The 26574-nt window shown below is 67.0% G+C and carries 33 protein-coding genes; 14 read left to right on the top strand and 19 right to left on the bottom strand.

What is annotated here, in order from left to right; genetic code table 11:
• Positions 1–42 precede the first annotated feature (42 nt).
• The 6 genes from infA to ACFQRC_RS14180 all read right to left on the bottom strand — a co-directional run bounded on the left by infA (position 43) and on the right by ACFQRC_RS14180 (position 5495).
• Positions 43–261: a translation initiation factor IF-1 gene (gene infA, locus ACFQRC_RS14205; RefSeq protein WP_184014731.1), complete on the bottom strand. Its 219-nt coding sequence runs from the start codon at positions 259–261 to the stop codon at positions 43–45.
• A gap of 100 nt (positions 262–361) precedes the next feature.
• The gene (locus tag ACFQRC_RS14200) at positions 362–2536 is read right to left on the bottom strand and encodes a sodium-translocating pyrophosphatase (RefSeq protein ID WP_379962376.1); all 2175 of its coding nucleotides are present in this window, start codon (positions 2534–2536) and stop codon (positions 362–364) included.
• Positions 2537–2678: 142 nt separating this feature from the next.
• On the bottom strand, positions 2679–3629 hold the full coding sequence (thiL, locus tag ACFQRC_RS14195) for a thiamine-phosphate kinase (RefSeq protein ID WP_379962375.1): 951 nt from the start codon (positions 3627–3629) through the stop codon (positions 2679–2681).
• A gap of 108 nt (positions 3630–3737) precedes the next feature.
• On the bottom strand, positions 3738–4193 hold the full coding sequence (gene nusB / locus ACFQRC_RS14190) for a transcription antitermination factor NusB (RefSeq protein ID WP_379962374.1): 456 nt from the start codon (positions 4191–4193) through the stop codon (positions 3738–3740).
• 9 nt (positions 4194–4202) lie between these two features.
• Entirely contained in the window at positions 4203–5105 is a 903-nt protein-coding gene (locus ACFQRC_RS14185) for an alpha/beta fold hydrolase (protein WP_379962372.1), read from the bottom strand.
• Between the two features lie 102 nt (positions 5106–5207).
• Positions 5208–5495: a BolA family protein gene (locus ACFQRC_RS14180; RefSeq protein ID WP_379962371.1), complete on the bottom strand. Its 288-nt coding sequence runs from the start codon at positions 5493–5495 to the stop codon at positions 5208–5210.
• Positions 5496–5534: 39 nt separating this feature from the next.
• Between ACFQRC_RS14180 and ACFQRC_RS14175 the strand changes: the two genes are divergently transcribed.
• Positions 5535–6119, top strand: a complete 585-nt coding sequence (locus ACFQRC_RS14175) for a J domain-containing protein (protein ID WP_379962370.1) — start codon at positions 5535–5537, stop codon at positions 6117–6119.
• Between the two features lie 81 nt (positions 6120–6200).
• Here ACFQRC_RS14175 and ACFQRC_RS14170 read toward each other — a convergent pair whose 3' ends face one another.
• Genes ACFQRC_RS14170 through ACFQRC_RS14145 form a run of 6 tightly spaced genes read right to left on the bottom strand, consistent with a single transcriptional unit; the run spans position 6201 to position 9984 of the window.
• Entirely contained in the window at positions 6201–6710 is a 510-nt protein-coding gene (locus ACFQRC_RS14170) for a VOC family protein (RefSeq protein ID WP_379962369.1), read from the bottom strand.
• A gap of 11 nt (positions 6711–6721) precedes the next feature.
• Positions 6722–7534: a VOC family protein gene (locus tag ACFQRC_RS14165; RefSeq protein WP_379962368.1), complete on the bottom strand. Its 813-nt coding sequence runs from the start codon at positions 7532–7534 to the stop codon at positions 6722–6724.
• A 58-nt stretch (positions 7535–7592) separates the two neighbouring features.
• Positions 7593–8345 (bottom strand): DUF1428 domain-containing protein, encoded by a 753-nt coding sequence (locus ACFQRC_RS14160; RefSeq protein ID WP_379962367.1) that lies wholly within the window; start codon positions 8343–8345, stop codon positions 7593–7595.
• Positions 8342–9019, bottom strand: a complete 678-nt coding sequence (locus ACFQRC_RS14155) for a glutathione S-transferase family protein (protein ID WP_379962366.1) — start codon at positions 9017–9019, stop codon at positions 8342–8344. Before ACFQRC_RS14155 ends, ACFQRC_RS14160 begins: the two co-directional genes overlap by 4 nt.
• 19 nt (positions 9020–9038) lie before the next feature.
• Positions 9039–9533, bottom strand: a complete 495-nt coding sequence (locus tag ACFQRC_RS14150; protein ID WP_379962365.1) for an SRPBCC family protein — start codon at positions 9531–9533, stop codon at positions 9039–9041.
• Between the two features lie 22 nt (positions 9534–9555).
• Positions 9556–9984: a VOC family protein gene (locus tag ACFQRC_RS14145; RefSeq protein WP_379962364.1), complete on the bottom strand. Its 429-nt coding sequence runs from the start codon at positions 9982–9984 to the stop codon at positions 9556–9558.
• 61 nt (positions 9985–10045) lie between these two features.
• Here ACFQRC_RS14145 and ACFQRC_RS14140 point away from each other — a divergent pair, with 61 nt between their 5' ends.
• The 5 genes from ACFQRC_RS14140 (at position 10046) to cobT (ending at position 14395) form a co-directional block, all read left to right on the top strand.
• Positions 10046–10744 (top strand): winged helix-turn-helix transcriptional regulator, encoded by a 699-nt coding sequence (locus tag ACFQRC_RS14140; protein WP_379962363.1) that lies wholly within the window; start codon positions 10046–10048, stop codon positions 10742–10744.
• Positions 10745–10867: 123 nt separating this feature from the next.
• Positions 10868–11827 carry a cobaltochelatase subunit CobS gene (gene cobS, locus ACFQRC_RS14135; RefSeq protein ID WP_379962437.1) on the top strand — a complete coding sequence of 320 codons (960 nt, stop codon included), beginning with the start codon at positions 10868–10870 and terminating at the stop codon, positions 11825–11827.
• A gap of 64 nt (positions 11828–11891) precedes the next feature.
• Positions 11892–12176 carry a type II toxin-antitoxin system Phd/YefM family antitoxin gene (locus ACFQRC_RS14130; protein WP_379962362.1) on the top strand — a complete coding sequence of 95 codons (285 nt, stop codon included), beginning with the start codon at positions 11892–11894 and terminating at the stop codon, positions 12174–12176.
• Positions 12173–12562, top strand: a complete 390-nt coding sequence (locus tag ACFQRC_RS14125) for a type II toxin-antitoxin system VapC family toxin (protein WP_379962361.1) — start codon at positions 12173–12175, stop codon at positions 12560–12562. Before ACFQRC_RS14130 ends, ACFQRC_RS14125 begins: the two co-directional genes overlap by 4 nt.
• A 6-nt stretch (positions 12563–12568) precedes the next feature.
• Positions 12569–14395, top strand: a complete 1827-nt coding sequence (cobT, locus tag ACFQRC_RS14120) for a cobaltochelatase subunit CobT (protein ID WP_379962360.1) — start codon at positions 12569–12571, stop codon at positions 14393–14395.
• A gap of 96 nt (positions 14396–14491) precedes the next feature.
• Here the strand turns inward: cobT and ACFQRC_RS14115 are convergent, their stop codons facing one another.
• Positions 14492–14896: a glycine zipper 2TM domain-containing protein gene (locus ACFQRC_RS14115; RefSeq protein WP_379962358.1), complete on the bottom strand. Its 405-nt coding sequence runs from the start codon at positions 14894–14896 to the stop codon at positions 14492–14494.
• 178 nt (positions 14897–15074) lie between these two features.
• Here ACFQRC_RS14115 and ACFQRC_RS14110 point away from each other — a divergent pair, with 178 nt between their 5' ends.
• Complete coding sequence (locus ACFQRC_RS14110; protein WP_379962357.1) at positions 15075–16043, top strand: esterase-like activity of phytase family protein; 969 nt, start codon at positions 15075–15077, stop codon at positions 16041–16043.
• 92 nt (positions 16044–16135) lie between these two features.
• Here the strand turns inward: ACFQRC_RS14110 and rpmB are convergent, their stop codons facing one another.
• Entirely contained in the window at positions 16136–16426 is a 291-nt protein-coding gene (gene rpmB / locus ACFQRC_RS14105) for a 50S ribosomal protein L28 (protein WP_379962356.1), read from the bottom strand.
• A gap of 195 nt (positions 16427–16621) precedes the next feature.
• On the opposite strand from rpmB, the gene ACFQRC_RS14100 reads away from it, so the two are divergent.
• Entirely contained in the window at positions 16622–16903 is a 282-nt protein-coding gene (locus ACFQRC_RS14100) for a hypothetical protein (RefSeq protein ID WP_379962354.1), read from the top strand.
• A gap of 103 nt (positions 16904–17006) precedes the next feature.
• Complete coding sequence (locus ACFQRC_RS14095) at positions 17007–17459, top strand: nucleoside deaminase (RefSeq protein ID WP_379962352.1); 453 nt, start codon at positions 17007–17009, stop codon at positions 17457–17459.
• Between the two features lie 42 nt (positions 17460–17501).
• On the opposite strand, the gene ACFQRC_RS14090 is transcribed toward ACFQRC_RS14095, so the two are convergent.
• Positions 17502–18179, bottom strand: a complete 678-nt coding sequence (locus ACFQRC_RS14090; protein WP_379962350.1) for an OmpA family protein — start codon at positions 18177–18179, stop codon at positions 17502–17504.
• A 144-nt stretch (positions 18180–18323) separates the two neighbouring features.
• Here ACFQRC_RS14090 and ACFQRC_RS14085 point away from each other — a divergent pair, with 144 nt between their 5' ends.
• Positions 18324–19649, top strand: coding sequence for a hemolysin family protein (locus ACFQRC_RS14085; protein ID WP_379962348.1), 1326 nt, complete (start codon positions 18324–18326; stop codon positions 19647–19649).
• Between the two features lie 5 nt (positions 19650–19654).
• Here ACFQRC_RS14085 and ACFQRC_RS14080 read toward each other — a convergent pair whose 3' ends face one another.
• The 3 genes from ACFQRC_RS14080 to purD are packed head-to-tail and all read right to left on the bottom strand — an operon-like array spanning position 19655 to position 22004.
• Complete coding sequence (locus ACFQRC_RS14080) at positions 19655–20215, bottom strand: hypothetical protein (protein ID WP_379962346.1); 561 nt, start codon at positions 20213–20215, stop codon at positions 19655–19657.
• 27 nt (positions 20216–20242) lie between these two features.
• Positions 20243–20677: a hypothetical protein gene (locus tag ACFQRC_RS14075; RefSeq protein WP_379962344.1), complete on the bottom strand. Its 435-nt coding sequence runs from the start codon at positions 20675–20677 to the stop codon at positions 20243–20245.
• Between the two features lie 49 nt (positions 20678–20726).
• The gene (gene purD, locus ACFQRC_RS14070) at positions 20727–22004 is read right to left on the bottom strand and encodes a phosphoribosylamine--glycine ligase (RefSeq protein WP_379962342.1); all 1278 of its coding nucleotides are present in this window, start codon (positions 22002–22004) and stop codon (positions 20727–20729) included.
• Here purD and xseA point away from each other — a divergent pair.
• Genes xseA through ACFQRC_RS14050 form a run of 4 tightly spaced genes read left to right on the top strand, consistent with a single transcriptional unit; the run spans position 22003 to position 25746 of the window.
• On the top strand, positions 22003–23382 hold the full coding sequence (gene xseA / locus ACFQRC_RS14065) for an exodeoxyribonuclease VII large subunit (RefSeq protein WP_379962340.1): 1380 nt from the start codon (positions 22003–22005) through the stop codon (positions 23380–23382). The two genes, purD and xseA, sit on opposite strands and share 2 nt — an antisense overlap.
• Positions 23383–23393: 11 nt before the next feature.
• Entirely contained in the window at positions 23394–23594 is a 201-nt protein-coding gene (locus ACFQRC_RS14060; protein ID WP_379962338.1) for a DUF2093 domain-containing protein, read from the top strand.
• A complete protein-coding gene (locus tag ACFQRC_RS14055) occupies positions 23591–24478 on the top strand; it encodes a M23 family metallopeptidase (protein WP_379962336.1) in 888 nt (295 codons plus the stop codon). Before ACFQRC_RS14060 ends, ACFQRC_RS14055 begins: the two co-directional genes overlap by 4 nt.
• A gap of 23 nt (positions 24479–24501) precedes the next feature.
• Positions 24502–25746, top strand: a complete 1245-nt coding sequence (locus ACFQRC_RS14050) for an aspartyl/asparaginyl beta-hydroxylase domain-containing protein (protein ID WP_379962334.1) — start codon at positions 24502–24504, stop codon at positions 25744–25746.
• A 217-nt stretch (positions 25747–25963) separates the two neighbouring features.
• On the opposite strand, the gene ACFQRC_RS14045 is transcribed toward ACFQRC_RS14050, so the two are convergent.
• Entirely contained in the window at positions 25964–26491 is a 528-nt protein-coding gene (locus ACFQRC_RS14045) for a hypothetical protein (protein WP_379962332.1), read from the bottom strand.
• Positions 26492–26574: the final 83 nt, after the last annotated feature.

The following is a 26574-nucleotide window of genomic DNA, read 5'->3' as shown; positions in this document are numbered from 1 at the left end:
TGGATCCTGAAACAAGTTCAGGATGACGGCCGGTCGGGACCGTCACTTGAAGCGATAGGTAATGCGGCCTTTGGTCAGATCATAGGGCGTCAGTTCGACCAGAACCTCGTCGCCGACCAGCACGCGGATGCGGTTCTTGCGCATCTTGCCGGCGGTGTGGCCGAGCACCTCATGGTCATTCTCGAGCTTCACGCGAAACATGGCGTTGGGCAGCAGCTCGACCACCTGGCCGCGCATCTCCAGAAGTTCTTCCTTGGCCATTCCATACCTGCCGGAAAAGTTCGGCCGCCCTTAGCCGCTCGCCGCCAAAAATAAAACCCCGCCCGAATCGCTCCGGGCGGGGGTTGTTCAAACGTATTTATCAGCCGGCGGCGCCGCCCGCGGCGAGCGCCGCGAGGAGGAGCAAGGCGACGATATTGGTGATCTTGATCATCGGGTTCACCGCCGGGCCGGCCGTGTCCTTATAGGGATCGCCGACGGTGTCGCCGGTGACGGCGGCCTTGTGCGCCTCCGATCCCTTGCCGCCGTAATTGCCGTCCTCGATATATTTCTTGGCATTGTCCCAGGCGCCGCCGCCCGAGGTCATCGAGATGGCGACGAACAGCCCGGAGACGATCACGCCGAGCAGGAGCGCGCCCAGGGCCGCGAAGCCCTGCTCGCGTCCGCCGATGGCGGCGATGACGAAATAGACGACGATCGGCGCCAGCACCGGCAGCAGCGAGGGGATGATCATCTCCTTGATCGCCGCCTTGGTGACCATGTCGACGGTGCGGGCGTAATTGGGCCGCGAAGTGCCGTCCATGATGCCCGGATTGCTCCGGAACTGCTCGCGCACGTCGATCACCACGTCGCCCGCCGCGCGGCCGACGGCGGTCATGCCCATCGCGCCGAACAGATAGGGGAGCAGGGCGCCCAAGAGCAGGCCGACCACGACGTAAGGATTGGAGAGCGAGAAATCGACGCCGGCGGCGCCGATCCCGAGCTCGGCCGCATAGCGATCGAGGTCGGTCGTATAGGCGCCGAACAGCACCAACGCGCCGAGCGCCGCCGAACCGATGGCATAGCCCTTGGTCACGGCCTTGGTGGTGTTGCCGACCGCGTCGAGGGCGTCGGTGCGGCCGCGAACGTCGTCGTCCATCCCGGCCATCTCGGCGATGCCGCCGGCATTGTCGGTGACGGGGCCGTAGGCGTCCAGTGCGACCACCATGCCGGCCAGCGCGAGCATCGCGGTGGCGGCGAAGGCGATGCCGATCAGGCCCGCCAGCTGGTAGCTGACGATGATGCCGACGCAGATGACGAGCGTCGGCAGAGCGGTCGATTCAAGGCTGATGGCGAGGCCCTGGATGACGTTGGTGCCGTGGCCGGTCTCGGACGATTTGGCGATCGAGCGAACCGGGCGATAGTTGGTGCCGGTATAATATTCGGTGATCCAGACCAGCAGGCCGGTCACGCCGAGGCCGACCAGCATGCAGTAGAAGAGGTCCATGCCGGTGAAGCCGTCGGTGACGGCGGTCGCGGCGACCAGCGGGTCGACGTCGAAGCCCGCGGCTTCCTGGGCGCCGCCGATGACGGCGTTCATGTCGCCCAGCGTCTGGGCGGTGACATAATAGATGGCCGGGATCGACAGGATCGCCGTCGTCCAGAAGCCCTTGTAGAGCGCGCCCATGATCGACTGCTTGGAGCCGAGGCGGACGAAATAGGTGCCGATGATCGAGGTCAGGATGCAGACGCCGCCGACGATCAGCGGCAGGCTCATCAGGCTGAGGAGTTGCGCGTCGCTGCCCGCGACGAGAAGCGCGATCAGCACCATGGTGGCGCCGACGGTGACGACATAGGTCTCGAACAGATCGGCGGCCATGCCGGCGCAGTCGCCGACATTGTCGCCCACGTTATCGGCGATGACGGCGGGGTTGCGGGGGTCGTCCTCGGGGATTCCGGCCTCGACCTTGCCGACCAGGTCGGCGCCGACGTCGGCGGCCTTGGTGAAGATGCCGCCGCCCAGGCGCGCGAAGATCGAGATGAGCGAGGCGCCGAAGGCCAGGGCGACGAGAGCGTCGATGACTTCACGGTCGACCGGGCTGTGGCCCATCACCTCGACCAGCACATAGAAGAAGATGGAGATGGCGAGCAATGCCAGGCCCGCGACGAGCATGCCGGTGATCGCGCCGGCGCGGAAGGCGACGGTCAGCCCTTTCTGCAGGCTGGTGCGGGCCGCCTCGGCGGTGCGGACGTTGGCGCGCACCGAGATGTTCATGCCGATGAAGCCCGCCGCGCCCGAAAGCACCGCGCCCAGCACGAAGCCGATCGCGGAGGTTTCTCCCAGGAAGAGGAAGACGAGTATCGCGACGACCACGCCGACGATGGCGATGGTGGTGTATTGGCGGCCGAGATAGGCCTTGGCGCCTTCCTGGATGGCGGCGGCGATATCCTGCATCTTCTCGCTGCCGGCCGAGGTGGCGAGCACTTGGCGGCTGGTGACGATGCCGTAGAGCACTGCGGCCAATCCGCAGGCAATGGCGATGAGCACGACGGTCATGAAAGCGTCCTTCCCCTGATTATCCCGGACAGGGCCTTAGCCCCCAAGGCGAGCGCGTCCGGATAGGATGCGGGTCTTACGGGGAAGCCCGGGACGTTTCAACTATTCCGGACACTTGCCCATACCGGGCAACGACCAAGGCTTATTTCGGGACATGCTCATAGCCGAGCCGGGCGGGGAGCGGCACGGTCTCGGCGCCGTCGACCAGCCGCAGCCCGGCGCCTTGCGCGAATTCTCCGATCCGGGTCAGCGGGATACCGAGGCGCTCGGCCAAAGCCAGCAGCTCCACGGCCTGCGCTTCCGGCGCGGCGAAGAGCAGTTCATAATCATCGCCCATCGTCGCGGCGTCGAGCCGTGCTTCGCGATCCTCGCCGAGCATCGAGATGAACGACGCCGAGAGCGGCAGGACCGCGAGGTCGATCTCGACGGCGAGGCTGCTGGCGTCCGCCATGCGGCCCGCGTCGATCAGCAGGCCGTCGGACACGTCCATCATCGCGTGGACGAATGGCGCGAGCGCCTGGCCGAGCTCCAGCCGCGGCCGGGGCTGCCGGTAGCGTTCGACCAAAGCCGCCGGGCCGTCCAATTCCCTTCTCGCGATTCGCAGCCCCGCGCCGCCGTCGCCGATGGTCCCGCTCACCCACAAATGGTCGCCCGGCGCCGCGCCCGCGCGGGATGGCGAGGCATCGGCCAGGCCGATCGCGGTCAGCCCCAGCGCGCGGGCTGTCCCGGGAGACGCGGCCACGGTGTCGCCTCCGAACAAGGCGACGCGGAAAGCGCTCAACGTCTGGCGGAGACCGGCGATGAACGCCTCGTTCCACGCATCGTCGCCCGCCAGTGTGTAGCCGAGCAGGACCCCCAGCGGCTTCGCCCCCTTTGCGGCGAGATCGGACAGGTTCACCGCGACCAGCTTCCAGGCGATGTCGCCGGGCGGATCGTCGGGGAGGAAGTGAACGCCCTCGACGATCATGTCGTGGGTGAGGACGAGCTTGGCGCCGCCGATTTCGAGCACCGCCGCGTCATCGAGCAGCCCGCGCGCGGCGGGGTCGGTGGCGAGGGCGCGCAGGGCGGCGATGAAATCGGATTCCGTGGTCACGAACCCCCTATAAGTCCCCATTCGTCATGCTGAACTTGTTTCAGCATCCATGTTGGCGACCTCGCGGCGCCACGGCCCTGGACCCTGAAACAGGTTCAGGGTGACGCTTCACTTCCGAACGTCCTTGGCGACCGCATCCAGCAGGCCATTGACGAACGCGGCCTCGCGCTTGTCGTAGAAGGCGTTGGCGACATCGACATATTCGGAGATGATCGTGCCCGTCGGAACGTCGATGCGGGCAACCAGCTCGTAGGCGCCGGCGCGCAATATCTGGCGCATCGGCTTGTCGAGGCGGGCGAGCGACCAGCCCTGGGCCAGCTTGCCGGCGATCAGCGCGTCGAGCTCGTCCGAGCGCGCATCGACGCCGCTGACGATGTCGTCGAAGAAATCGACCTCGGCATCGGCATATTCGACATCCTCGATCGTCGCGCCCAGCCGGTGGTGGTGGAATTCGTGAAGCAGGGTGGGAAGCGGAATCTTCTCCATGTCCTGCTGATAGAGCGCCTGCACGGCGGCGAGCCGCGCGGCGGAGCGCGATCGGGAACGGGCGGGGGTCTGGGACATGGGCGGCGCTTAGCCTTCGCCGACGGTCTCGGCAAGGAAGTCGCGGATCGCGGTCGTCACCACGTCCGGCGCCTCCCACGGCACGAAATGGCCCGCATCGGCGGTGACGATGCGCACGTCGTCCCCCAGGTCGTGGAGGCCGGCGAGCTGGACCGGGAGCAAGGCCTTGTCGTTCAGGCCCCAGATGACCAGCACCGGCATGGCGAGGCGTGGAAAGGGCGCGCGGGTCCAGGACGGCAGCTCCGCCTCCTCGCCTATCGCCGGCACCTCGATCCTGGAGGCGCGATACCAGTTGAGCATGGCGGTCAGCGCGCCGGGGCGGGACCAGTCGTCGAGATAGGCCCGCCTTTCCTCATCGGGAATCCTGGCGAGATCGACATGGCCGCCGAAGCTCTTCTCGAAGAAGGCGTCCAGCCCCATGGCCCGGATACCCGCTTCCATGGCGGGGCTCCTGAAGGCGCGCATATATTGGGAGGCGGCGCGCTGGGCCTCGTCCTCGATCAGGCTCTTCTGGAAGATCAGCGGGTGCGGGGCATTGACGATGACGAGGCGCTTCACCCGGGCGGGATGGGTCAGCGCCGCGAGCCACGCCGCCGCGCCGCCCCAATCGTGGCCGACCAGCGTGAAGGCGCCGAGGCCGAGCGCGTCGGCGAGCGCGATCAGGTCGGCGACGATCTTGGCGGTCTCATATTCCCCGATCCCTTCCGGCTTGTCGGAAGCAGCGAAACCGCGCTGGTCCGGCGCGACGACGAAATGGTCGTGGGCGAGGTCGGCGAGCTGGTGCCGCCAGGTGCGGTGCGATTCGGGGAAACCGTGGAGGAAGAGGACCGGCTCGCCCTCGCCGCCGAGCCGCACGTTCAGCGTCGCGCCCGTCGATAGCGCGATCCGCTCGGTTCGTAGATTCCTCGTCACAACGCTCCCCTTTCTCGTCATTCCCGCGAAAGCGGGAATCCAAACGGAGTCTCCACCAGGCACATGCGCCCGATGGATTCCCGCCTTCGCGGGAATGACGGGTTAGAATTCGCTCGGCGCCATCGCCTTGATCGCCAGCGCGTGGACGCGATCCTCCAGCAGCGGCGCAAGCGCGCGGTTGACCGCCCGCTGCCGCGCGACGCGGCTCTCGCCTTCGAAGGCGGGGGAGACGATCTCGACCGTGAAATGGCTTTCCCCGCGCGGGTCGTGGCCGCCATGGCCGCGATGCTTCTCGCTGTCGTCGCGCACGATCAGATGCGTCGGGTCGAGCGCTTGCGTCAGGCGTCTTGTGATCTCGGCCGCGACGGGGCCGGTTAAAGGCTCGCTCATTTCGCTTATATAGGGGGTTTGGAAGGGAAAGGGAGCGCGTTGGCGAGTTCGGGAAAAAGGCAGGCCCGGTTTCACGGCCGGATCGAGGGCCAGGAGCGGATATGCGCCCATCCCGGCTGCGTCGAAGCCGGCGAGTTCCGCGCGCCCGCCGGCCGCAACCCGACTTTCGACGGCCCCGGCGACTGGCGCTTCCTGTGCCTCGACCACGTCCGCGAATTCAACGACCGCTACAATTATTTCCGCGGCATGAGCCCCGACGAGATCGAGGAGGCGCAGACCCCATATGGCGGCTGGGAGCGGCAGACGCGGGCTTTCTCGGTCAACGGCTCGCCGCCGCCGCGCTGGGCGGACTTCACCGATCCGCTCGACGCGATCGGGGCGCGTTTCCGGCGCGTCGAGCCGGAGCGCAAGGATGGAAGGCCGCTCAGCGAATCGGATCGCAAATCTTTGCGCGTGCTCGGCCTCGGCGCGGACGCCGATCGGCGCGCGCTGAGGCAGCGTTACGCCGATCTCGTCCGCCGCTACCATCCCGACCGCAACGGCGGCGACCGGGACCACGAGAAAGCGCTCCAGGCGGTGATCGAAGCCTACACCCAGCTCAAATCGCGGCCGGCATTCGCGTGAGTTTGTTCCCCGGCGAAAGCCGGGGTCCAGCAACAACGCCTGACTGGGCCCCGGCTTTCGCCGGGGAACAGGCAGCGCGGATCATGCCGCCACCGTTTCACCCCTGCGCGCCGCCTCGATCTTGGCGATGTCGATTTTCCGCATCGTCATCATCGCTTCCATCACCCGCTTCGCCACGGCGGGATCGGGATCGGCCATTCCCTCCATCAGCACGCGCGGCGCGATCTGCCACGAAAAGCCCCAGCGGTCCTTGCACCAGCTGCATTCGCTCTCCTGTCCGCCATTGGAGACGATCGCGTTCCAGTACCGATCGGTCTCTTCTTGGTCGTCGGTGAAGACCTGGAAGCTGACCGCCTCGTTCGGCTTGAATTCGGGGCCGCCGTTGAGGCCGACGAAGGGCTGGCCGAGCAATGTGAATTCGACGGTCAGCTCCGTCCCTTGCGCTCCGCCGGGATAATCGGCGGGAGAGGCGAGCGCGGGGCCGACATGGCTGTCGGGGAAGGTGGCGGCATAGAATTCCGCCGCCTCGCGCGCTTCGCCATGGTCGAACCACAGGCAGGTGACGATCTTGCTGGTGGTTATGGGGGACATGGTCTTTCTCCTTATGTCCTGGGGCCGACGAGGCCGAAGGCCGCGCCCTGGGGGTCGATCGCGTTCACCGCATATTCGCCGCCCGGGATCTCCTGCGGACCGAAAGTGATGGTTCCGTCACTGGCGCGGACGGCCTCGACCGCCGCGTCGATGTCCCGCACGCCGAAATAGAAATTCCACATCGGCCGCTGCTTGGCGTCCATCCGGTTCATCATCGCGCCGATCATCTCACCATGATGATTGATGAAGCGATAGTCGCCGGCCTCCCCCATCGGCATCGCGTCGCCCTTCTCCCAGCTGAACTGGTCGATGTAGAAATCGAGCGCGGCGGCCTGGTCGGTGGTGACGAGCTCGTTCCACCGGCAGTGGCCGGGGGTCATGCCGGCGAAGGCCGTGCTCGCCTGATCCATGTTCCCGCGCATGATGTAGAAGACGACGCCCTGCGGGTCACCCACCATCGCGAAGCGGCCGACGTTGGGAATGTCGGTGGGCGGGACATGAATGGCGCCGCCGGCCTCCTTTATCGTCGTGGCCGCTGCGTCGACGTCGTCGACTCCGATATAGCCGAGCCAGACGGGCGGGGGCATGCCTTCCTCCGACTTCATCAGTCCGCCGATGTCGGTGCCGTCGATCGAGAGGAGGCGGTAGTCCACGCCTGCTTGGCCGGCGCTCCGCGTCCGCCAGCCGACGACGTTGCCGTAGAAAATGGCGGCGGCGTCGGGATCGGTGGTGAGCAATTCATACCAGATGAAGCTGCCATGCGGATTGCGGCCACGCGTCTCGCCGGTGGGCTTGACCGCAACTTCGGGTGCAGGATCGGACATTGTCGGTCCTTTCGTCGGTGGGGGATGGGAGGCCGCGGGCGGCCTCCCATGACCGCGATCAGGCTGGTTCGCGCTCCGTCGCCGTCTCGGCGGCGGTGTCGAGTATCGGCCTGAAACCGCCCCAGAACATGCGCTGGCCGTCGAAGGGCATCTCATGCTTGTCCGGCTGCATGTCCGGATCTTCCATCATCTGCTTCCAGCCGGCGTCGCGGGTTTCCTTGTCGGGCCACTCGATAAAGGAAAAGACGACCTTCTCGTCTCCTTGCGCCTTCACCGCCCGTTTGAAGTCGGTGACCTTGCCGTCGGGCACATCGTCACCCCAGGCTTCGACGTCCCGGATCGCGCCATATTCCCTGAACTTCGCCGCCGCCTTGGACGCCATGTCGTTATACGCTTGGCGTTTGCCGCTCGGCACCGGCAGCACGAACCCGTCGATATAGGAACCACGGTCGCCCGTGCCCTCTTCGACGAACGAATCGAACCCGCCGAAGATCATGCGCTGACCGTCGAACGGCATCGTCGCGCCCATCTCCCTCATCCGTGGATCGCTCATCATCTTCTGGTTGGCGGCGTCGCGGGTCGCCTTGTCGGGATATTCGAACCAGGAGAAGACGACGCTCTCGTCATCCTTTGCCTGCACCGACTTTCGGAAGTCGGTTACCTTGCCGTCCGGCACGTCGTCCGCCCAGGCTTCGACCATGCGGGTCGCGCCGAATTCCCGGAACAGGGGGGCGGCGTCGGCGGCGTGCTTGCGATAGGCTTCCTTATTGGCGGTCGGCACCGCGACGATGAATCCTTCCACATAGGTCATGCTGCTTCTCCTTCGGGTTGATTGGCCGCGAACACGGCCAGTTGCGCATCGAGCGCGCGCTTGAAGGCGGGGCGCCCCAGGCAGCGCGCGCGATAGGCGGCGAGCGCGGGACGGCTGGAGACGAGATCGGTATCGCCCGCCTCGCGCAGCACCGTCGCCATCGCGATGTCGGCAATGGTGAAGGGGCCGGCCAGATAGTCCCTGCCCTCGAGCGCGTCGGCGAGCCGGTCGAGCCTCTGCCCGGCGAATTCCATCAGGCTCGGCCGCCGCAGCTTCGCCCATTCCTCGCCGCGCGCGAAGATGTCGACATTGCCGAGCTCGAACATCATCGGCTCGACGCTGTTATAGGCCGCGAACAGCCAGCTGATCGTGCTGGCCCGGCCCTGCGGGTCACGCGGCAGCAGACGTTCGTCCTTTTCCGCCAGATGCAGCAGGATTGCGCCGCTTTCGAACAGGCAGACGCCGTCATCCTTCAACGCCGGCACCTGGCCCCAGGGCTGCTCTAGGAAATAGGCCGCCGGCCGGGGATCGACCTCCAGCAGACGCTCGGCATAAGCGAGCCCGATCTCCTCGCAGGCCCAGCGCGGGCGAAGGTCGCGGACGAACCCTTGCGCGAAGGACGGCACCCAGGCGAAGGCGGTGATCTCGATTTTCGCGTTCGGATCGACTGGCATGGCGGCTCTCCTCTTCGGTTCAGGCCGCCTGGCTTTCCGCCTTCGCTTCGGCTTCGGCGATGTCGGCGAGTTGGTCGGCGCACTGCATCCAGCCTTCGTGGAAACCCATCTCCTCGTGCTTTTTCAGCGATTCTTCGTCCCAGTGGCGGACGATCGCGGTGTAGCGGGTGCCGGAGCCTTCCGGCTCCAGGGTGACGATTGCCACCATGCCGAAGTCGCAGCCGTCGCCGCTCAGCACCTGCGGCGTCCAGCCGGCGGTGAAGGCGTTGGTGAAGACGATCTTCTCGTTCGGGACGACTTCGAGGAACACGCCTTCGTGCGGCATGTCCTCGCCCTCGGGAGAGCGCATGACGGTGTTGGCGCGGCCGCCGGCCCTCAGGTCCCAGTCGACGACGGGGGTCGTCCACGGCTTGGGGCACCAATATTCGCCGGTGCGCTCGGTATAGACGCGATAGACCGTCTCGGGCGGCGCATCGATGAAGCGGGTGATCGACAATTCATGCTGTGCGGGCATCGTTTCTATCCTCGTCGTCGGGTCAGGCGGCGGCCGGCTGGGCCATGGCCTCTTTCGCGGCTTCCATGTCCATCCACATCGGCTCCCAGATATGGCCGTCGGGATCCTCGAAGCTGCGGCCGTACATGAAGCCGTAATCCTGGGCCGCGCGCGGTTCGCGGCCGCCGGCGGCTAGCGCCCTCTCCGTGATCCGGTCGACGCCCTCGCGGCTGTCCTCGGAGACGCAGATCAGCACCTCGCTGGTCTCGTGCGCGTCGGCGATCCGCTTGGGCGTGAACTGGGCGAACTTGTCGTGGGTCAGGATCATCACGTGGATGGTGTCGGACAAGACCATGCAGGCCGCCGTGTCGTCGGAGAATTGCGGGTTCTTCTCGGCGCCGATCGCCTCGTAGAATGCGGTCGACCGCGCAAGATCGGTGACGGGCAGGTTCACGAAGATCATCCGGGGCATTTCTCTCTCCCTTCCGAATCGCTGTTGACCGTGATGCCCGCATGAGTTATAAAAAGCGACTATGAAGTTACCAAAAATAACCGAAACGGCGCAACCTGTTCGCCGGCGCTACGACGACGCCTGCGGAACCGCCCATGCGCTCGACCTGATCGGCGAGCGCTGGGCTTTGCTCGTGATGCGCGAGCTTATGCTGGGTCCGAAGCGATTCAGCGACATTCGCGCCGATCTGCCCGGAATCAGCGCCAACGTGCTGACCCAGCGGCTGGAGGGGCTGGAAGGCGCGGGCCTGCTCGTCCGCCGCAAGCTGCCGCCGCCGACCTCCGCGCAAGTCTATGAGCTCAGCTTATGGGGCTATGAAGCGGAGCCGATCGTGAAGTCGCTCGGCCGCTGGGCGGCGCGCTCGCCGGCGCATGACCCGACCTTGCCGCTCAGCGCCACTTCGCTGATGCTCTCCTTCCGCACCATGTTCGATCCCGCGCGGGCCCAGGGCATCGACGCGCGAGTCGGCTTCCGGGTGGGGACGGAGACCTTCGCCGGCCGCATCGCCGGCGGCCGCTTCGACGTCGGCCGCGGCGACACGGCGGGGGCGGATATCGTCTTCGCGGGAGAGCCGACCATGGTGGCCGCGGCGGTCTATGGCGGCCAGCCGATCGACGCCCTCGAAGCGGCGGGCGTCCTCAGCGTCGAGGGCGACCGCGCGCTCGCCGAGCGCTTCACGACCCTGTTCCCGCTGCCGCCCAAGGCCGCGCCGCCCGCCTGACGTTGCGGCGCGGAACACAAGATACTACCGAGCGCTGGACACAGGCGGCGACGCCACCCGACAGGATAGAAGACGATGACCGATATCCCCAACGCGAATCCCGACAGCCGCTCGGCGACGGTCATGGAAGCGCCCGACCGGATGGCGAAGGTGCGCGACCTTTTCGGCATCGACAGCGACATGGAAGTGCCCGCCTTCAGCGAGGCGGATGAAAGGGTGCCTGACCTCGATCCGGCCTATGTCTTCGATCCGGACACGACGCTGGCAATATGCGCGGGCTTCGCCAAGAACCGCCGGGTGATGGTCCAGGGCTATCACGGCACCGGAAAATCGACCCATATCGAGCAGGTGGCGGCGCGCCTCAACTGGCCGCTGATCCGCATCAATCTCGACGCCCATATCAGCCGCATCGACCTCATCGGCCGCGACGCGATCGTGCTGAGGGACGGCCAGCAGGTGACGGAGTTCCGCGAGGGGCTGCTGCCCTGGGCGCTGCAGACGCCGACGGCCCTGGTGTTCGACGAATATGACGCCGGGCGGCCGGACGTGATGTTCGTCATCCAGCGTGTGCTGGAAACCGAGGGCAAATTGACCTTGCTCGATCAGAACAGGGTGATCCGCCCCAATCCCTGGTTCCGGCTTTTCGCGACCACAAACACGGTCGGCCTCGGCGACACGACCGGTCTCTATCACGGCACCCAGCAGATCAATCAGGGCCAGATGGACCGCTGGAACATCGTCGTGACATTGAACTACCTCCCCGCCGCGACCGAGGCCCAGATCGTGCTCGCCAAATCGGGCGAGTACGACCATGAGGGCGGCCGGCAGGAGGTCGAGAAGATGATCAAGGTGGCGGATTTGACCCGCCAGGGGTTCGTCAACGGCGACATCTCGACCGTGATGAGCCCGCGCACCGTCATCAGCTGGGCCCAGAACGCGCTCATCTTCGGCGATCTCGGCTTCGCCTTCCGGCTCTCCTTCCTCAACAAATGCGACGAGACCGAGCGCCCGCTCATCGCCGAATATTATCAGCGCGTGTTCGGCAAGGACCTGCCCGAGAGCGTGGTGGGCCGCGCGGGTTGAACGCGAAAATCCTTGTTGCGACCCGGGGGATGGACTAAGCGGACTAACTCATTGGAGTAAAGCCATGGCTGAAGCCGATCCGCGCAAGATGATCAACGTCCACGATGCCAAGACCCACTTTTCCAGGCTGCTGGAACGCGCCCATGCCGGCGAGGAAATCATTCTCGCCAAGGCAGGCAAACCCTATGCGAAGCTGGTGCCGATCGAGAATGTCGTGCGCCAGCCAAAGCGAAAGCCCGGCGGACTGAAAGTCAGCGGTCCGATCCCCGACGCCGTCTGGTTCGATCCGCTGCCGGACGAGGAGCTCGCGCTTTGGGAAGGAAAGCGTCTCGAGAAGTACGGCTATTGACCGGATACCTGCTCGACACGCACGGCCTGATCTGGTGGTGGACGGAAGCCGGCCAGCTCAGCGCCGCGGCGCGGCACGTGATTGAATCCGGTGATCAAACAATCGTGGTCAGCACCGCGAGCATATGGGAGATCGCCATCAAGACCGCATCGGGCAAGCTGAATGAGATCGAGGATTTCCAGCGCGATTACCGGCCTTTGATGACGCGCAATGGGTTCGAATCCTTGGCTATGCGCGACGATCATGCGCTGATGGCAGCTTTCCTGCCGGGCCGACATCGAGATCCTTTTGATCGGATGCTCGCGGCACAGGCCGTGATCGAAGATCTGATTATCATCACTCGCGATCCGCAGCTTGCCAATTTTGGATGTAGAACCTTGTGGTGACCGGAAGTGCCTGAGCCGGCAAATCCCCTCGAATCCTTCCGCCAGGTGTTGACCGGGGCGAGCCGGGCGATTGCGCGGGAGGCGGAGCTGGAGCTGGGGTTCACCGCCGATGCGCCGGCGGTATCGGGCAAGAGCGTCAAGGTGCCGATGCCGGGCCGCACCCTGCCCGAGCGCGAGGTCGCCGAGACGCGGGGCTTCGCTGACGCGGCGGCGCTGAGGATGCGGCATCACGATCCGGCGCTCCATGCCCGCAACGCGCCCGCCGACGAGACCGCGCGCGCCGTCTTCGCCGCCGCCGAACAGGCGCGGGTCGAGGCGTTGGGCGCGCGGGCGATGGAGGGCGTGCGCGCCAATCTCGCCCGCGCGACCGAGATGCGGATGCGCACCGATCCAATCACCCGGGCGCGCAACCGCGACGAGGTGCCGCTTTCCACCGCCATCTCGCTGATGGTGCGCGAGCGACTGACCGGCGAGCCGCCGCCCGAGATTGCGCGCGAGGGGCTGAAGCTCATTTCCGACTGGATCGAGGAGAAAGCCGGCTCCGATCTCGACGCGCTCGGGCTCGCCCTGGACGACCAGGCGACTTTCGCCTCGCTCGCCACCAAGCTGCTGCGCGATCTCGAACTGGTCGAGGGCGAGCAGGATCTCGATCATGCGCCCGAGGAGGGCGATGAAGGCGAAGGTGACGATCAGGACGAGGGCGAATCCGACGAGGATGGCGACGACGATGACGGCGGCGAGGGCGAGGCCGACATGCGCGTCGAGCAAGGCGAATCGGGCGACGAGGAAAGCGAGAGCGACTGGTCCGAAGAGGATATGGCCGAGAGCGACGAGGGGCTCGGCGAGGAGGGCGAGGAGGGAATGCTCCCGATCCGCCCGAACCGGCCATTGTCAGACCTGTCGCCGCAATTCGACTACCGCATCTTCACCAGCCGCTTCGACGAGGTCGTCGAGGCGACGGAGCTATGCGACGAGGAGGAACTGGGCCGGCTGCGCTCCTATCTCGACCAGCAACTCGTCCACCTCCAGGGGGCGGTCACCAGGCTCGCCAACCGGCTCCAGCGCCGGCTGATGGCGCAGCAGAGCCGGAGCTGGGATTTCGACCAGGAAGAAGGTCTGCTCGATTCGGCGCGGCTGGCGCGGGTGATCGTCAACCCCGCTCATTCCCTGTCCTACAAGATCGAAAAGGAGACGGAGTTCCGCGACACCATCGTCACCTTGCTGATCGACAATTCGGGATCGATGCGGGGGCGGCCGATCTCGATCGCGGCGATTTCGGCCGACATTCTCGCGCGCACCCTGGAGCGTTGCGGTGTGAAGGTCGAGATACTGGGCTTCACGACCCGAGCCTGGAAGGGCGGGCAGGCGCGCGAACGCTGGCTCGCCGACGGCCGGCCTCCGCATCCCGGACGCCTCAACGATCTCCGGCACATCGTCTACAAGAAAGCCGACGAGCCCTGGCGGCGGGCGCGAAAGAATCTCGGGCTGATGATGCGCGAGGGGCTGCTCAAGGAGAATATCGACGGCGAGGCTTTGCTCTGGGCGCACAACCGGCTGATCGGGCGCGTCGAGGAAAGGCGCATCCTGATGGTCATCTCGGACGGCGCGCCGGTCGATGATTCGACCCTGTCGGTGAACAGCGGCACCTATCTCGAGCGGCACCTGCGCCAGGTCATCGCCTGGATCGAGAATCGTTCGTCGGTCGAGCTGGTCGCGATCGGAATCGGCCATGACGTGACGCGTTATTATCAGAAAGCGGTGACGATCATGGACGCCGAGCAACTGGGCGGGACGATGGTCGAACAGCTCGCGGACTTGTTCGACGCGAACTGACGTTCCCCACATGCTTCGCATATATTTGGGGCCCGGCGCTCTTCAAGAACACCGGGCCCCGCCCTCGTTACACTACTGGAGGGATACCGCTAAGGCTTAACAATTCCGGTCGATCGCCCGGCCGGCGACGGCGCCCGCGGCGCCACCGATGATCGTGCCGACGGTCCGGTCGCCACGCCCGGCGACCTCGTGGCCGAGCAGGCCGCCGGCAATCGCGCCGATGATGGTGCCAGCCGAGCCGTTGTCGCGGCAGTAACGCTGGCCGTAATAACGGCGGTCATAGCGCCTGTTGTCGTAGCGCCGGTTGTCATAGCGGCGATTGTTGTAGCGGACGTAGCGGTCGCCGCGCTGGTAGCGGCGATAGCCGTCGCGATAGGCATAGCTGTGCGATCCGCTGTCATAATAACCGGGCGCGCGATAGGGCTGTGCTTCGGCGGCTGCGGGGATCGCCGTCAGCGCGGCCAGCGCGGCGGCGGCGGTCAGGCCAATTTTCTTGAACATGGCAATCTCCTTTTCGTCCACTGTGTCGGCGCCGCGAGGGGCACGAAACCGTCTCCTTCGTCGACTTGCCTCCCTTATCGGTCGATTCGCTTGAGCCATGGCTGAATGCCCCCGTCAGCCGCCGTTCATCGAAATTGAGGGGGTGTGGGGCGGCTCCGGCGCGGCTATCAGGCGGGCGATGCGCATCCTTGCGGCCTTGGCGGCCCTGCCTTTGCTGACGACCTTCGCGCCGCCGTCGCTCTATAGCGGGCCGGTCTATCCGGATCGGGCCACGATCGCCTTCCAGGCGGTGCCGCTCGACGAGGACGACCCGGCGAGACGGCGGCTGGGCTCCCTATCCTATCTCGGCGGCTGGGCGATCAGCAGCAACGATCCCCGCTTCGGCGGCATCTCGGCGATCCATATCGAGGATGGGATGGTGCTCGCGGTCAGCGACGCGGGTTCGCTGATCCGTTTCTCGCTGCCGGGCGCAGGCCCGGCGTCGATCGACGTCCGTCCACTGCCCGATGGGCCGGGATCGGCGGAGAGCAAGCTCGATCGCGACGCCGAAGCCATGACGGTGCACGAAGGCCGCGCCTGGATCGGCTTCGAGCAGCGCAACGCCGTCTGGCGCTATCGGCTGGGCGACTGGAGGAGCGATGTCGCGACCCGGCCTCCGCCGATGCGGCGCTGGCCCAGCAATGGCGGCAGCGAGGGGATGGTCCGGCTGCCGGACGGCCGCTTCCTCATCTTTTCCGAAGACAGGTTGCGCCGGGACGGAACGAGCGCGGTTCTGCTGTTCGACGGCGATCCGGCTTTGGCGGAAACGCCGAGCACCAGCCTCGGCTATCGCCCGCCGAAGGGGTATAGAATCACCGACGCGGCGCTGCTTCCGGACGGGCGGCTGCTCTTCCTCAACCGCCGGTTCCGGATATTGGAAGGGGTCTCGGCCAAGCTGACGGTCGGGCCGTTTTCGCCAGCGTCCGGCGACGAACCGCTCGGTGGAGCGGAGATCGCCCATTTCGAGGAGCCGGTGACGGTCGACAATATGGAGGCGCTGGACGTGACGCGCGAGGATGGAAGGACGATCGTCTGGGTCGCGTCGGACGACAATCTCAACGCGCTCCAGCGCACATTGCTCCTGAAGTTCGCGCTGGACGCGAAATAGAGACGCACGAAGAAGCCGGCGCCTCCCTGGAGAGGCCCGGCTTCATTCGACTGGTCGTGAAACTACGCTTCGCCCTCGAACGGGAAAGCGGGTCAGGCGGCGGCGGCCGCCTTCTTCTCGATCTCGCGCTTGAGGCGGCGGGCGGTGACGCTCAATTTCTCGTCCGAGGTCTTGGCGAGCCAATTGTCCAGGCCGCCGACATGCTCGACCGAGCGCAGGCCGCTCATCGAGACGCGCAGCTTCACGCCACGGTCGAGGGCGTCGGACATCAGGGTCACCTTCTGCAGATTGGGCAGAAAGGTCCGCTTGGTCTTGTTATTGGCGTGGGAAACGTTGTTCCCCACCAGCCGGCCCTTGCCGGTCAGTTCGCAAATGCGCGACATCGTGTCTCGTCCTGGGTTAGGGACTCCATGTCCCCGGAAAGGGGGCGCGGATAGCCGCCGCCGGCGCCTTCGTCAACCTTCGAGTCCTTTGACGAAGCGGGTTTCGCGTGCAAGATCGTTGCGGGACTGCAACCGATCGGCAAAAGCTGCGTTGTCGCTCCGAAGCTTTAGAAGGCTCAGATGGAGGAATATTCAATGTCACGCAAAGTTCTCGGCATTCTCGCCGTCATTGTGGTTATCGTGATCATCCTGTTCGCGACCGGTTTCTGGGACGTCAACCAGACCGAGGAAGGCGCTCTTCCCGATGTCGACGTGAGCGCAGAAGGCGGCGAGCTGCCGGCCTTCGACGTCGATTCCAAGGAAGTCGTCGTCGGCACCACCGAAACCAATGTCGAAGTTCCCGACGTCGACATCAGCACCGACGAAACCCAGGTCGAGGTTCCGGTCGTCGGCGTGAAGGACAACGGCGAGGAATAAGCTCGTATCGGGCCGCGGCGGCGATCTTCGGATCGACCGCCGCGGCCTTTTTCTTGCGCCCGCGCCAATGGCGTCCGCGCGACCCGGCCGCTAAGGCGGCCTTATGCCCTTTCCCTTGCCCGAACCGATGCGGCTTGCGCTCGACCAGGCGCGCGAAGCCGCCGCCGCCGGCGAAGTCCCGGTAGGCGCGGTCGTCACGCGCGGAGACGAGATCGTGGCTGCGGCCCGCAACGCCATGCGCGGGGCCGCCGATCCGACCGCCCATGCCGAGATGGTCGTCCTCCGCGCCGCCGCCGCCGCGCTCGGCGCTTCGCGTCTCGACGAATGCGATCTCTGGGTGACGCTCGAACCCTGCGCCATGTGTGCGGGAGCGATCGCCCTGGCGCGGGTGAGGCGCCTCTATTTCGCCGCGGCCGACCCGAAGGGCGGCGCCGTGCTGCACGGCCCGCGCCTGTTCGGCCAGCCGACCTGCCACCACGCGCCCGAAGTCTATCCGGGGATCGGCGAGGAAGAAGCGGCGGAGATGCTCCGGTTTTTCTTCAGGACGAAAAGATAATCCCCTCTCCCGGCGCGGGAGAGGGGAAGCGACCTGCCCGCTCTACGCGGCCGTATCCTCGATCGGCACGATGCGGATCTCGACGCGGCGGTTGGCGGCGCGCCCTTGCTCGGTTTCGTTCGAAGCGATGGGCTGGCTCTCGCCGAAGCCCTGGGTCGCGATTCGCGCCGCGGCGACGTTGCGCGACGACAGGTAATTGGCGACCGATTGTGCCCGGTTCTGCGACAAGGTCATGTTGTAGGCGTCGGTGCCGACCGAATCGGTATGGCCGTAAACGTCGATATAGGTGGACGGATAGGCCGACAAAGTCTGCGCCACCTCGTTCAGAGTGGTCTGGAATTGCGGCTGGATGTCGTAGCGGTCGAAGGCGAAGGTGATCGCCGACGGCATGTTGAGGATGATCTCGTCGCCCTGGCGCACCACCTCCACGCCGGTGCCGGCGGTCTGCTCGCGAAGCTCGCGCTCCTGCCGGTCCATATAGGCGCCGACCGCGCCGCCGGCGACCGCGCCGATGCCCGCGCCGACGATCTTCTCGGTGCGGTCCTGCCGGCCGCCGATCAGGTCGCCGCCGAAATAGCCGGCGATGGCGCCAACGCCGGCGCCGATGGCGGCCTTGGAGATGCCGCGCTCGCCGGTCACCGGATCGGTGACGCAGGCCGCGGTGGTGGTCATCAGCGCCGCCGCGAGGGCGACGCCTGTCATACGCTTGGAAACGAACATACTCATTCCTTCTGTCTTGGGGAATCCATCGGACGCGGAACAAACCCGCCGTCCGTCCAGCTTGTTCCCCAGGGCGAAGCGGAGGGCGGACGAGGAACAGGTTGTGGCTTGCCGAGAAACGTGGCTAAGAGAGGCCCAGCAGCCATGTCGCCCGCGCCACCCCCCTCGCCATTTCCCTGGTTCGATGTCGTCATCATCCTGTTCCTGGTGGCGCTGAACGGCGTCTTCGCCATGTCGGAGCTCGCCATCGTCTCGGCGCGGGAGGCGCGGCTGAAGGCGATGGCCAAGGCGGGACGGCCCGGTGCCCAGACCGCGCTCGATCTCGCCGCAGATCCCGGCAGGTTTTTATCGACGGTGCAGATCGGCATCACATTGATCGGCATCCTCGCCGGCGCTTATTCCGGCGCCAGCCTCGGCGGGCCGGTCGCTGAGCGGCTGGCCTGGACCGGCGCCGATCCGGAGCTGGCGCGGACGCTCGGCTTCGTCCTGGTCATCGTGCTCACCACCTACGCATCGCTGATTATCGGCGAGCTCGTGCCCAAGCAGTTCGCGCTTCGGGCGCCCGAGGGGATCGCCGTCATCATGGCGCGGCCGATGCTCTGGCTGGCGCGGGCGACGGCGCCTTTGGTCTGGCTGCTCGACCAGACCAGCGCCCTCATTTTTCGCCTGCTCCGCCTGCAGCGCGAATCGAAGACGCGGGTCACCGCCGAGGAGCTCCATATGGTCGTCGCCGAGGCACACCATGCCGGCGTGCTCGAGGAGAATGAGCGCGCCATCATCTCCGGCGTGGTCCGCCTGGCCGACCGCCCGACCCGCGAGGTGATGACCCCGCGCACCGAAGTGGACTGGATCGATATCGACGCCGAGCCCGCCGCGATCCGCGAGCGGCTGCTCGAAACCCCGCACAGCCGGCTCCCCGTCGCCGAAGGGTCGGTGGACAGGCTGGTCGGAGTCGTCCAGCTCAAGGACATCGTCGCCGCCCAGATCGAGGGCAGGCCGCTCAACCTGCGCGAGCTGGCGCGAGAAGCGCCGGTCGTGCCCGACCAGATGGACGCGATGAACGCGCTCGCGGTGCTGCGCGAAGCCGACGTGCCGATGGCCTTCGTCCACGACGAATACGGACATTTCGACGGGCTGCTGACCCCGGCCGACCTGCTCGCCGCGCTCGCCGGGGTCTTCGCCTCCGACCAGGATGGCGACAGCGATCCGCTGGTCGAGCGGGACGACGGCAGCTGGCTCGTCTCGGGCTCGCTTTCGGCCGACGCTTTGACAGACGCGCTCGGTATCACCCTGCCGGAAGACCGGGATTACGCCACGGTGGCCGGCCTTGCCTTGTCGGTGCTGAGGCACCTGCCCGAGACCGGCGAGCGTTTCTTCTTCGCCGGCTGGGACTTCGAGATCGTCGACATGGACGGTCGCAAGATCGACAAGCTGATCGCGGCCAAGCGACCCCGCAAGCGCCGCGCCTGAGAGCTTTATCCGAGGCTGCCGAACTTCGCCTCGAATCCGTCCTTGTCGCCGCGCTCCAGATAATGAGCCTGCTCGACCACCCGGTCGCGGGTGAGGCGGCCCTTGAAGGGGCCGAGCCTGTCCTCGAGGATGCCGACCTCGTTGGGGCTGAGGCGCGCGAGTTGCTCGAAGCGGATGATGCCATTCTCATTGAGCTTCATGGCGAGCTTGGGACCGACGCCCTTGAGCAATTGCAAATTGTCGGGCGGACCGCTCGCGCCCGGAAGCTGGGAATGGACCTCGACCCCCAGCATCTGGCCGGCGACGTCGGTCGTCGCGGCCGCGCCTTGATCGACGATGCTGTTGCCCTCGGACCCGTCCGCTCGAGGCGGCACCGGCCTTTCCCGTTCGACCGCCTTGGCGGCGGGCGGCGGAGCGGCGACGGCGGAATCCGTCGGCTCCGAAGGGCGCTCGATCCTGTCGGCATCGCCGCGGCGGCGGTGCGCGAACATCCACCATCCGATCGCGAAGCCGATCAGCAAGGCGACGATCAGGGGGACGATATTGGCTTCCAGAAGGCTCATCATGGTGAAGGCTGTTCCTTGTCCTGCAATTTAAAGATAGCTGTCCCTGCGCTCGCGGCCGAAGATCAGCCAGCCGAGCGCCAAGCCCAGCAGATAGGCGATGAAGAGCCCCAGCAGTGTTTCGGCGAGCAGAGGCAGTCCGGCGTCCGGGCCGCCCTCGTCGGCCCAGCCGACGCCGGAGAGGCCTTCGACGGCGCGCACCCGGTCGGTGATGCCGGGGAACTCGCCCTGGCCTTCGCGCTGGAAATCGTCGGCCGGGCCGGAGAGGGTCGCCGCCCTCGACAGGGGATCATGGCCGAGCCGGACTTCGATGCCGGGCAGTTCGGTCTCGGCCACCGCCTGGCGTGCCGTGCCTTCGAGCCCGTCGATGAAGGCCGCGCCGTTGCCGAGCGGGCCATGATAGACCCAGCCCATCACCAGCATCGCGGCGAGCCCGATCAGGAATTTGGCGGTCGGCGACATCATGCCTCTCCTTTGGCTTGGCTCTCGACTATCCCCCGGAGCGGCCGCCGGTTCAAGGGGCGAGCCGCTCGACTTCGCGCCAGCCTATGTCGCGGCGGCAGAAGCCGTCCGGGAAGTCGATGGCATCGACCGCCGCATAGGCCGTTCGCCGGGCATCCAGCACCGTGCCGCCCCGCGCGGCAACGGAAAGCACACGCCCGCCGCTCGCCACCAATGTCCCTTTCGACCGGGCCGTGCCGGCATGAAAGATGGTGGCGCCGAGGGCCGCGGCCTCGTCCAGCCCGTCAATCCCACCCCCTTTTTGGGGCGTGGCGGGATAGCCTTTGGCGGCAACGACGACGGTGAGTGCGGCGTCGTTGGAAAAGCGAGGCGTGGCCAATTCGGCCAGTTCGCCGCGCGCCGTGGCGTACATCAATTCGAGCAGGTCGCTTTCCAGCCGCATCATCAGCACCTGGCATTCGGGGTCGCCGAAGCGCGCATTATATTCGATCAGCGAGGGGCCGTCCGGGGTCAGCATCAGGCCGGCATAGAGCACACCCGAATAAGGTGTGCCTGCCTCCGCGAGCGCCCGCACCGTAGGACGCACGATCTCCGCCATCACCCGCTCCTCGAGCTCCGGCGTCAGGATCGAGGCGGGGCTGTAGGCGCCCATGCCGCCGGTGTTCGGACCGGTATCTCCGTCGCCGACCCTCTTATGGTCCTGCGCCGAGCCGAACGGGACCACGGCCGCGCCGTCGGTAATTGCGAAGAAGCTGGCCTCCTCCCCGGTGAGGAATTGCTCGATGACCACCGAAGCGCCGGCGGCGCCGAAGCCTCCGTCGAACATCGTGTCGAGCGCCGCTTGCGCCTCCTCGGCGGTTTCGGCGATGATGACGCCCTTGCCGGCCGCGAGGCCGTCCGCCTTGATGACCACCGGCAGGCCGAAATCCTCGAGCGCCGCCTCCGCCGCCAGCAGGTCGCCCGCGCGGACATAGCGCGCGGTCGGGATGCCGTGGCGCCGGCACAGATCCTTGGTGAAGCCCTTGGAGCCTTCGAGCTGGGCCGGAATGCGGTTGGGCCCGAAGACGCAGAAGCCCATCGTGCGAAGATTGTCGGCGAGGCCATCGACCAGAGGCGCTTCCGGCCCAATGACGATCAGCTCGACCGAATGTTTGAGGCAGAAATCGACCGTCCCGCGATGGTCGGCGGGGTTGACGTCGACCAGCTCGGCATGTTGGGCGATGCCGGGATTCCCCGGCGCCGCGAACAATCTGCCCAGCATCGGCGATTGCGCGAGCTTCCATGCCAGCGCATGTTCGCGGGCGCCGGAGCCGATGAGCAGGACATTCATGAACGATTTTCCTCGAGACGATGCGGGGCTGTTAGCAACCGAGACGCCCGGCGACAACGCGCCCGCGCTCAGCGTCTCCGAACTCTCCTTCGCGTTGAAGCGGACGGTGGAGGATTCGTTCGGCCACGTCCGGGTGCGCGGCGAGATTTCGGGGTGGAAGCGCGCCGCTTCCGGCCATTGCTACCTTTGCCTCAAGGACGACAAGGCGGTGATCGACGGAGTCATCTGGAAAGCAACGGCCGGCGCGCTGCGCTTCAACCCGGAGGATGGGATCGAAGTCGTCGCGACCGGCAAGCTCACCACCTATCCCGGCCGCTCGCGCTACCAGATCGTCATCGACCGCCTCGAGCTCGCCGGCCAGGGCGCGCTGATGGCCCTGCTCGACAAACGGCGCAGGGCGCTGGCGGTGGAAGGCCTGTTCGACGCGGAGCGCAAGCGGCGCCTCCCCTTCCTTCCCCGCACCATCGGCGTCGTCACGTCGCCGACCGGCGCGGTCATCCGCGACATCCTCCACCGCCTCGCCGACCGGTGCCCGAGCCACGTCATCGTATGGCCGGTGGCGGTCCAGGGCGAGGGCGCGGCGGCGCAGATCGCGGCCGCCATTCGCGGCTTCGACTCGGCCGAAGCGAGCGGCCCGGTTCCGCGTCCGGACCTGGTCATCGTCGCGCGCGGCGGCGGTTCGATCGAGGATCTGTGGGCGTTCAATGAGGAGGAGGTCGTGCGGGCGGTCGCTGGATGCTCGATCCCGATCATCTCCGCCGTCGGCCATGAGACCGACACCTCGCTTTGCGACTTCGCCGCCGATGTCCGCGCGCCGACCCCGACCGCCGCCGCCGAGATCGCGGTGCCGGTGCGCTCTGAGCTCCTGGCCCTGCTTCGCGAGACAGGCCTCCGCGCCGCCCGCTGCGCGACCCGCGCCCGCGAGCGCGGCGCCGAGCAACTCGAATATGTCCGGAGCCGTCTGCCCGCGCGCGAAGCGCTGCTCGCTCCGCAGCGCCAGCGGCTCGACGAGCTTTCGGAGCGGCTCCCGCGCGCCCTGGGGAGCCGCCTCAGCCATGCCCGCGCCGATCTCGGCCAGGCCGCCGGCGCGCTCCGGCCGTCCCTGCTGGACACGACGCAAGGCCGCGCGCGCGACCGGCTGGAATCACTGTGGCGGCTCGCTTTGGCGGTGCATCCGAACCGTCCGCTCGAACGTGGCTATGCCCGGGTCGAGGATCGCGACGGCCGAACGCTGGTCTCGTCCGCGGCCGCGCGCGCCGCCGGGCGCCTGCGCCTTGTCTTCGGCGACGGCCGGCTCGAAGCGAGCGTCGATGGGGTTGAGCGGCCGCGCCGCCCGGCCTATTCCCCCGGCAAGCCCGATCAACCCAAGCTATTGTAACGGAAAAGCCGATGCTGATGTCGAACAAGGGGCGACCCGCCAAGCTCCATTATATGGCGGGCACCTTCCGGATGCTGAGCGGCGGCGACCATGTCGTCTGCGCGGTCACCGGCGTTCCGATTCCGCTCGACGAATTGCGTTACTGGAGCGTCGCGCGGCAGGAGCCCTATGTCTCCGCCGAAGCCTCGGCCCAGGCGGAAGAGCGCGGGTGAAGCGTCGCGCCGGCTATATCCTTGCCGCGGGGGTGCTGGCGGGGTGCGTCCAGCCGGCCCCGATACCTCCGCCGCCGTCGCCCGCTCCGGTTCAGGAGCCGCCCCGACCGGCCCAGCCTGTCCGCGCCGAATTCGAGATCGAGGGGCAGCTTTCGCAAGGCGGGCTCATCGTCGGCAGGGCGCCGAGCAACGCCGTCGGCCTGACGCTCGACGGCAAGCCGGTTCGCCTGGACGGAGACGGCCGCTTCGTCATCGGCTTCGATCGCGACCAGTCCGCCCGCTCGGTCCTCACGGCCACTCTTGCCGATGGGCGAACCGCGACTCGCGCGCTCGTCGTCGCGCCCCGCGCCTGGGACATAGAGCATGTCGGCATCGCCCGGCGGCCCGGCGGCGCGAGCGAAGACTATCTGCGCATCCGCGAAGGCGAGCTCGCGCGGATCAACGCCGCCCGCGCCGTCGATTCGCCGGCCGGGGGCTGGCGGCAGGATTTCATCTGGCCCGCGACCGGCCGGATCAGCGGCCGCTTCGGCTCCCAGCGCATCTATCGCGGCGAGCCGGGCTCCTATCATAGCGGCGTCGATGTCGCGCCCGGTGCCGGAGCGCCTGTGGTCGCGCCCGCCGACGGCATGGTCGTTCTCGCCGGGCCGCCGATGTTCAGCCTCGAAGGCAATCTGGTCATCATCGACCACGGCATGGGCCTCAACAGCGCCTTCCTGCACCTCGCCCAAGTCAATGTGCGCCAGGGGCAAAGCGTGCGGCAGGGCCAGTCGATCGGCACGGTGGGATCGAGCGGCCGCGCAACCGGCCCCCATCTCCACTGGAGCGTCAAGTGGAACGACGCGCGGCTGGATCCGCAATTGCTGGCCGGGCCGATGGCGCGCTAGGCTCGAAGAATATGGGAGCGGGAATGACGGTTCAGGGCGGTCGATCGGGCGAGTTGCTGGCGCGGGCTTCGGAAGCGCGCCGCCAGGGGCGGGTGGATGAGGCGCGGCTGCTGCTGGAGGCGGCCGTTGCCGAAGAGCCGAATCATGCCGTCGCGCTCAATTCGCTGGGGCTGGTCGCGCTGGGCGAGGGCGATTCCGGCCGGGCCATCGGCTATCTGACGCGCGCGGCGGCGGCGGACCCGAAGGCGCCTCCCGTCTGGCTCAACCTCGCCGAAGCCCATCGCGCGGCGGGAGACCCCCGGGAGGAGATAGCCAGCCTCGACCGCGCCCTCGCGCTCGACCCCTATCTGCTGCCCGCTCTGCTCAAGAAGGCGCAGGCGCTGGAACGAATCGGGCGGCTGCCCGAAAGCGCCGGGGTCTATCGCGCGCTGCTCGCGGCAAGCCCGTCCGATCAGGGGCTTCCCGAGCCGATCCGCCGCGCGCTGGCCCATGGTCGCGAACTGGTTGCGGTCGAGGATGCCCTGCGCGCGAATGCGATGGAGGCTCCGCTCGCCGCGGTCTATGCGACCTATCCCGAAGCGGACTTCGCGCGCGCGCGCGGCTATGCGGAGCACAGCGCCGGACGGCGCAAGGTCTATCAGCAGCAGCCCACCGCCGGCCATTTCCCCTATCTGCCGGCGATCGAATTCTTCGACCGGAGCTGTTTTCCCTGGTTCGACGCGCTGGAGGCCGCGACCGGGGACATCCGGCGCGAGCTGCTGGGTCTGTGGGACGAGGGGAATGAGGGCTTCCGCCCCTATGTCGCCTTCGATCCTACCCAGCCGGTCAATCAATGGGCCGAGCTCAACAATTCGCCGCGCTGGAGCGCCTGGTTCTTCTGGAAGGACGGCGTCAGGCAGGACGAGAATTGCGCGCGCTGTCCCGCCACCGCGAAAGCCCTCGAATCGGTGCCCTTGCTCGACAATCCCGGCAAGGCGCCCTCGGTGATGTTCTCGATATTGGAGCCTCGCACCCGAATCCCCCCACACACCGGGTCCAGCAACGTCCGCACCACCGTCCATCTGCCCCTGGTCGTGCCAGAGGGGTGCGGCTTCCGCGTCGGCGCCGAGACAAGACAGTGGGTGGAAGGCGAAGCCTGGGGCTTCGACGATACGATCGAGCATGAGGCGTGGAACGACAGCGACCGCCCGCGCGCCATCCTCATCCTCGACGTCTGGAATCCCCTGCTGACCGACGCGGAGCGGGCCGCTGTCCGCGTGATCGGCTAGAGCGTGATGGGATCGGGTCGAGCCATTCCCAATCCGCTCATCCTGAGGAGGGGCTGAGCTTGGCGAAGACCCGTCTCGAAGGACCCGATGCGCGTCCTTCGAGACGCCGTTTCGCCAGGCTCTCAGTTTATCCTGAGCGCCTGCCTTGGCAGGCAGTCGAAGGGGCTCCTCGGGATGAGCGGATCAATGTAATCCCATCACGCTCTTGAAGGCTCGCTTACCGCTCGCGCCGGACGCGGATCGCGATCTGCTTGTTGACGTTGGCGAGGTAGGATCCCATCGCCGCCCGGCGAATCGCAATGTCGTGGCCCGGCTTCGGCCAGACGTTCAGCTCGCGGCTGTCGGTCTGGACCCAGCGCGCGCCGTCCTCCAGCTCGAATATCCATTTGCCGTAGGGCGTCTGCGACACCGATTTGATCTTGGCCTCGATCTTCTGGAAGCCCTCCTGGTCGGGGCTGTCGTCGCCGAAGATGGAAAGATTGGGGAGGGTGAGCCCGAACAGGGTCCGCCGCGTCTTGCGCAGCTGCTCGCGGTCGACGACGACGACATCCTTGCGCGCCTCGGCGGCGTCGAGTTCAGCCACCTCGCGGTCGTAGCAGGCCAACCGCTCCTCGCCGCCGGCGACCGCGCGGCAATCAACCAGACGGGTGAGGGCGGGCGACCGCGGCTGGTCCCTCTCCTGCGCGGCGGCGGGCGAAGCGGCTACAACCAGGAAGGCGAGGATCGCGAACGGGGCAGGGCGCATATGCGGGTATCCGATCTCTTATATGTGTCCGGCGGAGGTAAGTCGTCTTTCGCCTCTATGGCAAGGTCGGCCGGGCGGCCGGA

Source organism: Enterovirga sp. GCM10030262, from assembly GCF_042666435.1.
Lineage (GTDB): Bacteria > Pseudomonadota > Alphaproteobacteria > Sphingomonadales > Sphingomonadaceae > Allosphingosinicella.
This window is presented reverse-complemented; position numbering and strand designations above follow the sequence as displayed.

Bases quoted from the DNA above. Each gene is read 5' to 3' on its own strand.
- infA (WP_184014731.1), bottom strand. From the start codon at position 261: ATGGCCAAGGAAGAACTTCTGGAGATGCGCGGCCAGGTGGTCGAGCTG.
- ACFQRC_RS14200 (WP_379962376.1), bottom strand. From the start codon at position 2,536: ATGACCGTCGTGCTCATCGCCATTGCCTGCGGATTGGCCGCAGTGCTC.
- nusB (WP_379962374.1), bottom strand. From the start codon at position 4,193: ATGTCCCAGACCCCCGCCCGTTCCCGATCGCGCTCCGCCGCGCGGCTC.
- ACFQRC_RS14180 (WP_379962371.1), bottom strand. From the start codon at position 5,495: ATGAGCGAGCCTTTAACCGGCCCCGTCGCGGCCGAGATCACAAGACGC.
- ACFQRC_RS14170 (WP_379962369.1), bottom strand. From the start codon at position 6,710: ATGTCCCCCATAACCACCAGCAAGATCGTCACCTGCCTGTGGTTCGAC.
- ACFQRC_RS14165 (WP_379962368.1), bottom strand. From the start codon at position 7,534: ATGTCCGATCCTGCACCCGAAGTTGCGGTCAAGCCCACCGGCGAGACG.
- ACFQRC_RS14160 (WP_379962367.1), bottom strand. From the start codon at position 8,345: ATGACCTATGTGGAAGGATTCATCGTCGCGGTGCCGACCGCCAATAAG.
- ACFQRC_RS14155 (WP_379962366.1), bottom strand. From the start codon at position 9,019: ATGCCAGTCGATCCGAACGCGAAAATCGAGATCACCGCCTTCGCCTGG.
- ACFQRC_RS14150 (WP_379962365.1), bottom strand. From the start codon at position 9,533: ATGCCCGCACAGCATGAATTGTCGATCACCCGCTTCATCGATGCGCCG.
- ACFQRC_RS14145 (WP_379962364.1), bottom strand. From the start codon at position 9,984: ATGCCCCGGATGATCTTCGTGAACCTGCCCGTCACCGATCTTGCGCGG.
- ACFQRC_RS14140 (WP_379962363.1), top strand. From the start codon at position 10,046: ATGAAGTTACCAAAAATAACCGAAACGGCGCAACCTGTTCGCCGGCGC.
- cobS (WP_379962437.1), top strand. From the start codon at position 10,868: ATGGAAGCGCCCGACCGGATGGCGAAGGTGCGCGACCTTTTCGGCATC.
- ACFQRC_RS14130 (WP_379962362.1), top strand. From the start codon at position 11,892: ATGGCTGAAGCCGATCCGCGCAAGATGATCAACGTCCACGATGCCAAG.
- ACFQRC_RS14115 (WP_379962358.1), bottom strand. From the start codon at position 14,896: ATGTTCAAGAAAATTGGCCTGACCGCCGCCGCCGCGCTGGCCGCGCTG.
- ACFQRC_RS14110 (WP_379962357.1), top strand. From the start codon at position 15,075: ATGCGCATCCTTGCGGCCTTGGCGGCCCTGCCTTTGCTGACGACCTTC.
- rpmB (WP_379962356.1), bottom strand. From the start codon at position 16,426: ATGTCGCGCATTTGCGAACTGACCGGCAAGGGCCGGCTGGTGGGGAAC.
- ACFQRC_RS14100 (WP_379962354.1), top strand. From the start codon at position 16,622: ATGTCACGCAAAGTTCTCGGCATTCTCGCCGTCATTGTGGTTATCGTG.
- ACFQRC_RS14095 (WP_379962352.1), top strand. From the start codon at position 17,007: ATGCCCTTTCCCTTGCCCGAACCGATGCGGCTTGCGCTCGACCAGGCG.
- ACFQRC_RS14090 (WP_379962350.1), bottom strand. From the start codon at position 18,179: ATGTTCGTTTCCAAGCGTATGACAGGCGTCGCCCTCGCGGCGGCGCTG.
- ACFQRC_RS14085 (WP_379962348.1), top strand. From the start codon at position 18,324: ATGTCGCCCGCGCCACCCCCCTCGCCATTTCCCTGGTTCGATGTCGTC.
- ACFQRC_RS14080 (WP_379962346.1), bottom strand. From the start codon at position 20,215: ATGATGAGCCTTCTGGAAGCCAATATCGTCCCCCTGATCGTCGCCTTG.
- ACFQRC_RS14075 (WP_379962344.1), bottom strand. From the start codon at position 20,677: ATGATGTCGCCGACCGCCAAATTCCTGATCGGGCTCGCCGCGATGCTG.
- xseA (WP_379962340.1), top strand. From the start codon at position 22,003: ATGAACGATTTTCCTCGAGACGATGCGGGGCTGTTAGCAACCGAGACG.
- purD (WP_379962342.1), bottom strand. From the start codon at position 22,004: ATGAATGTCCTGCTCATCGGCTCCGGCGCCCGCGAACATGCGCTGGCA.
- ACFQRC_RS14060 (WP_379962338.1), top strand. From the start codon at position 23,394: ATGCTGATGTCGAACAAGGGGCGACCCGCCAAGCTCCATTATATGGCG.
- ACFQRC_RS14050 (WP_379962334.1), top strand. From the start codon at position 24,502: ATGACGGTTCAGGGCGGTCGATCGGGCGAGTTGCTGGCGCGGGCTTCG.
- ACFQRC_RS14045 (WP_379962332.1), bottom strand. From the start codon at position 26,491: ATGCGCCCTGCCCCGTTCGCGATCCTCGCCTTCCTGGTTGTAGCCGCT.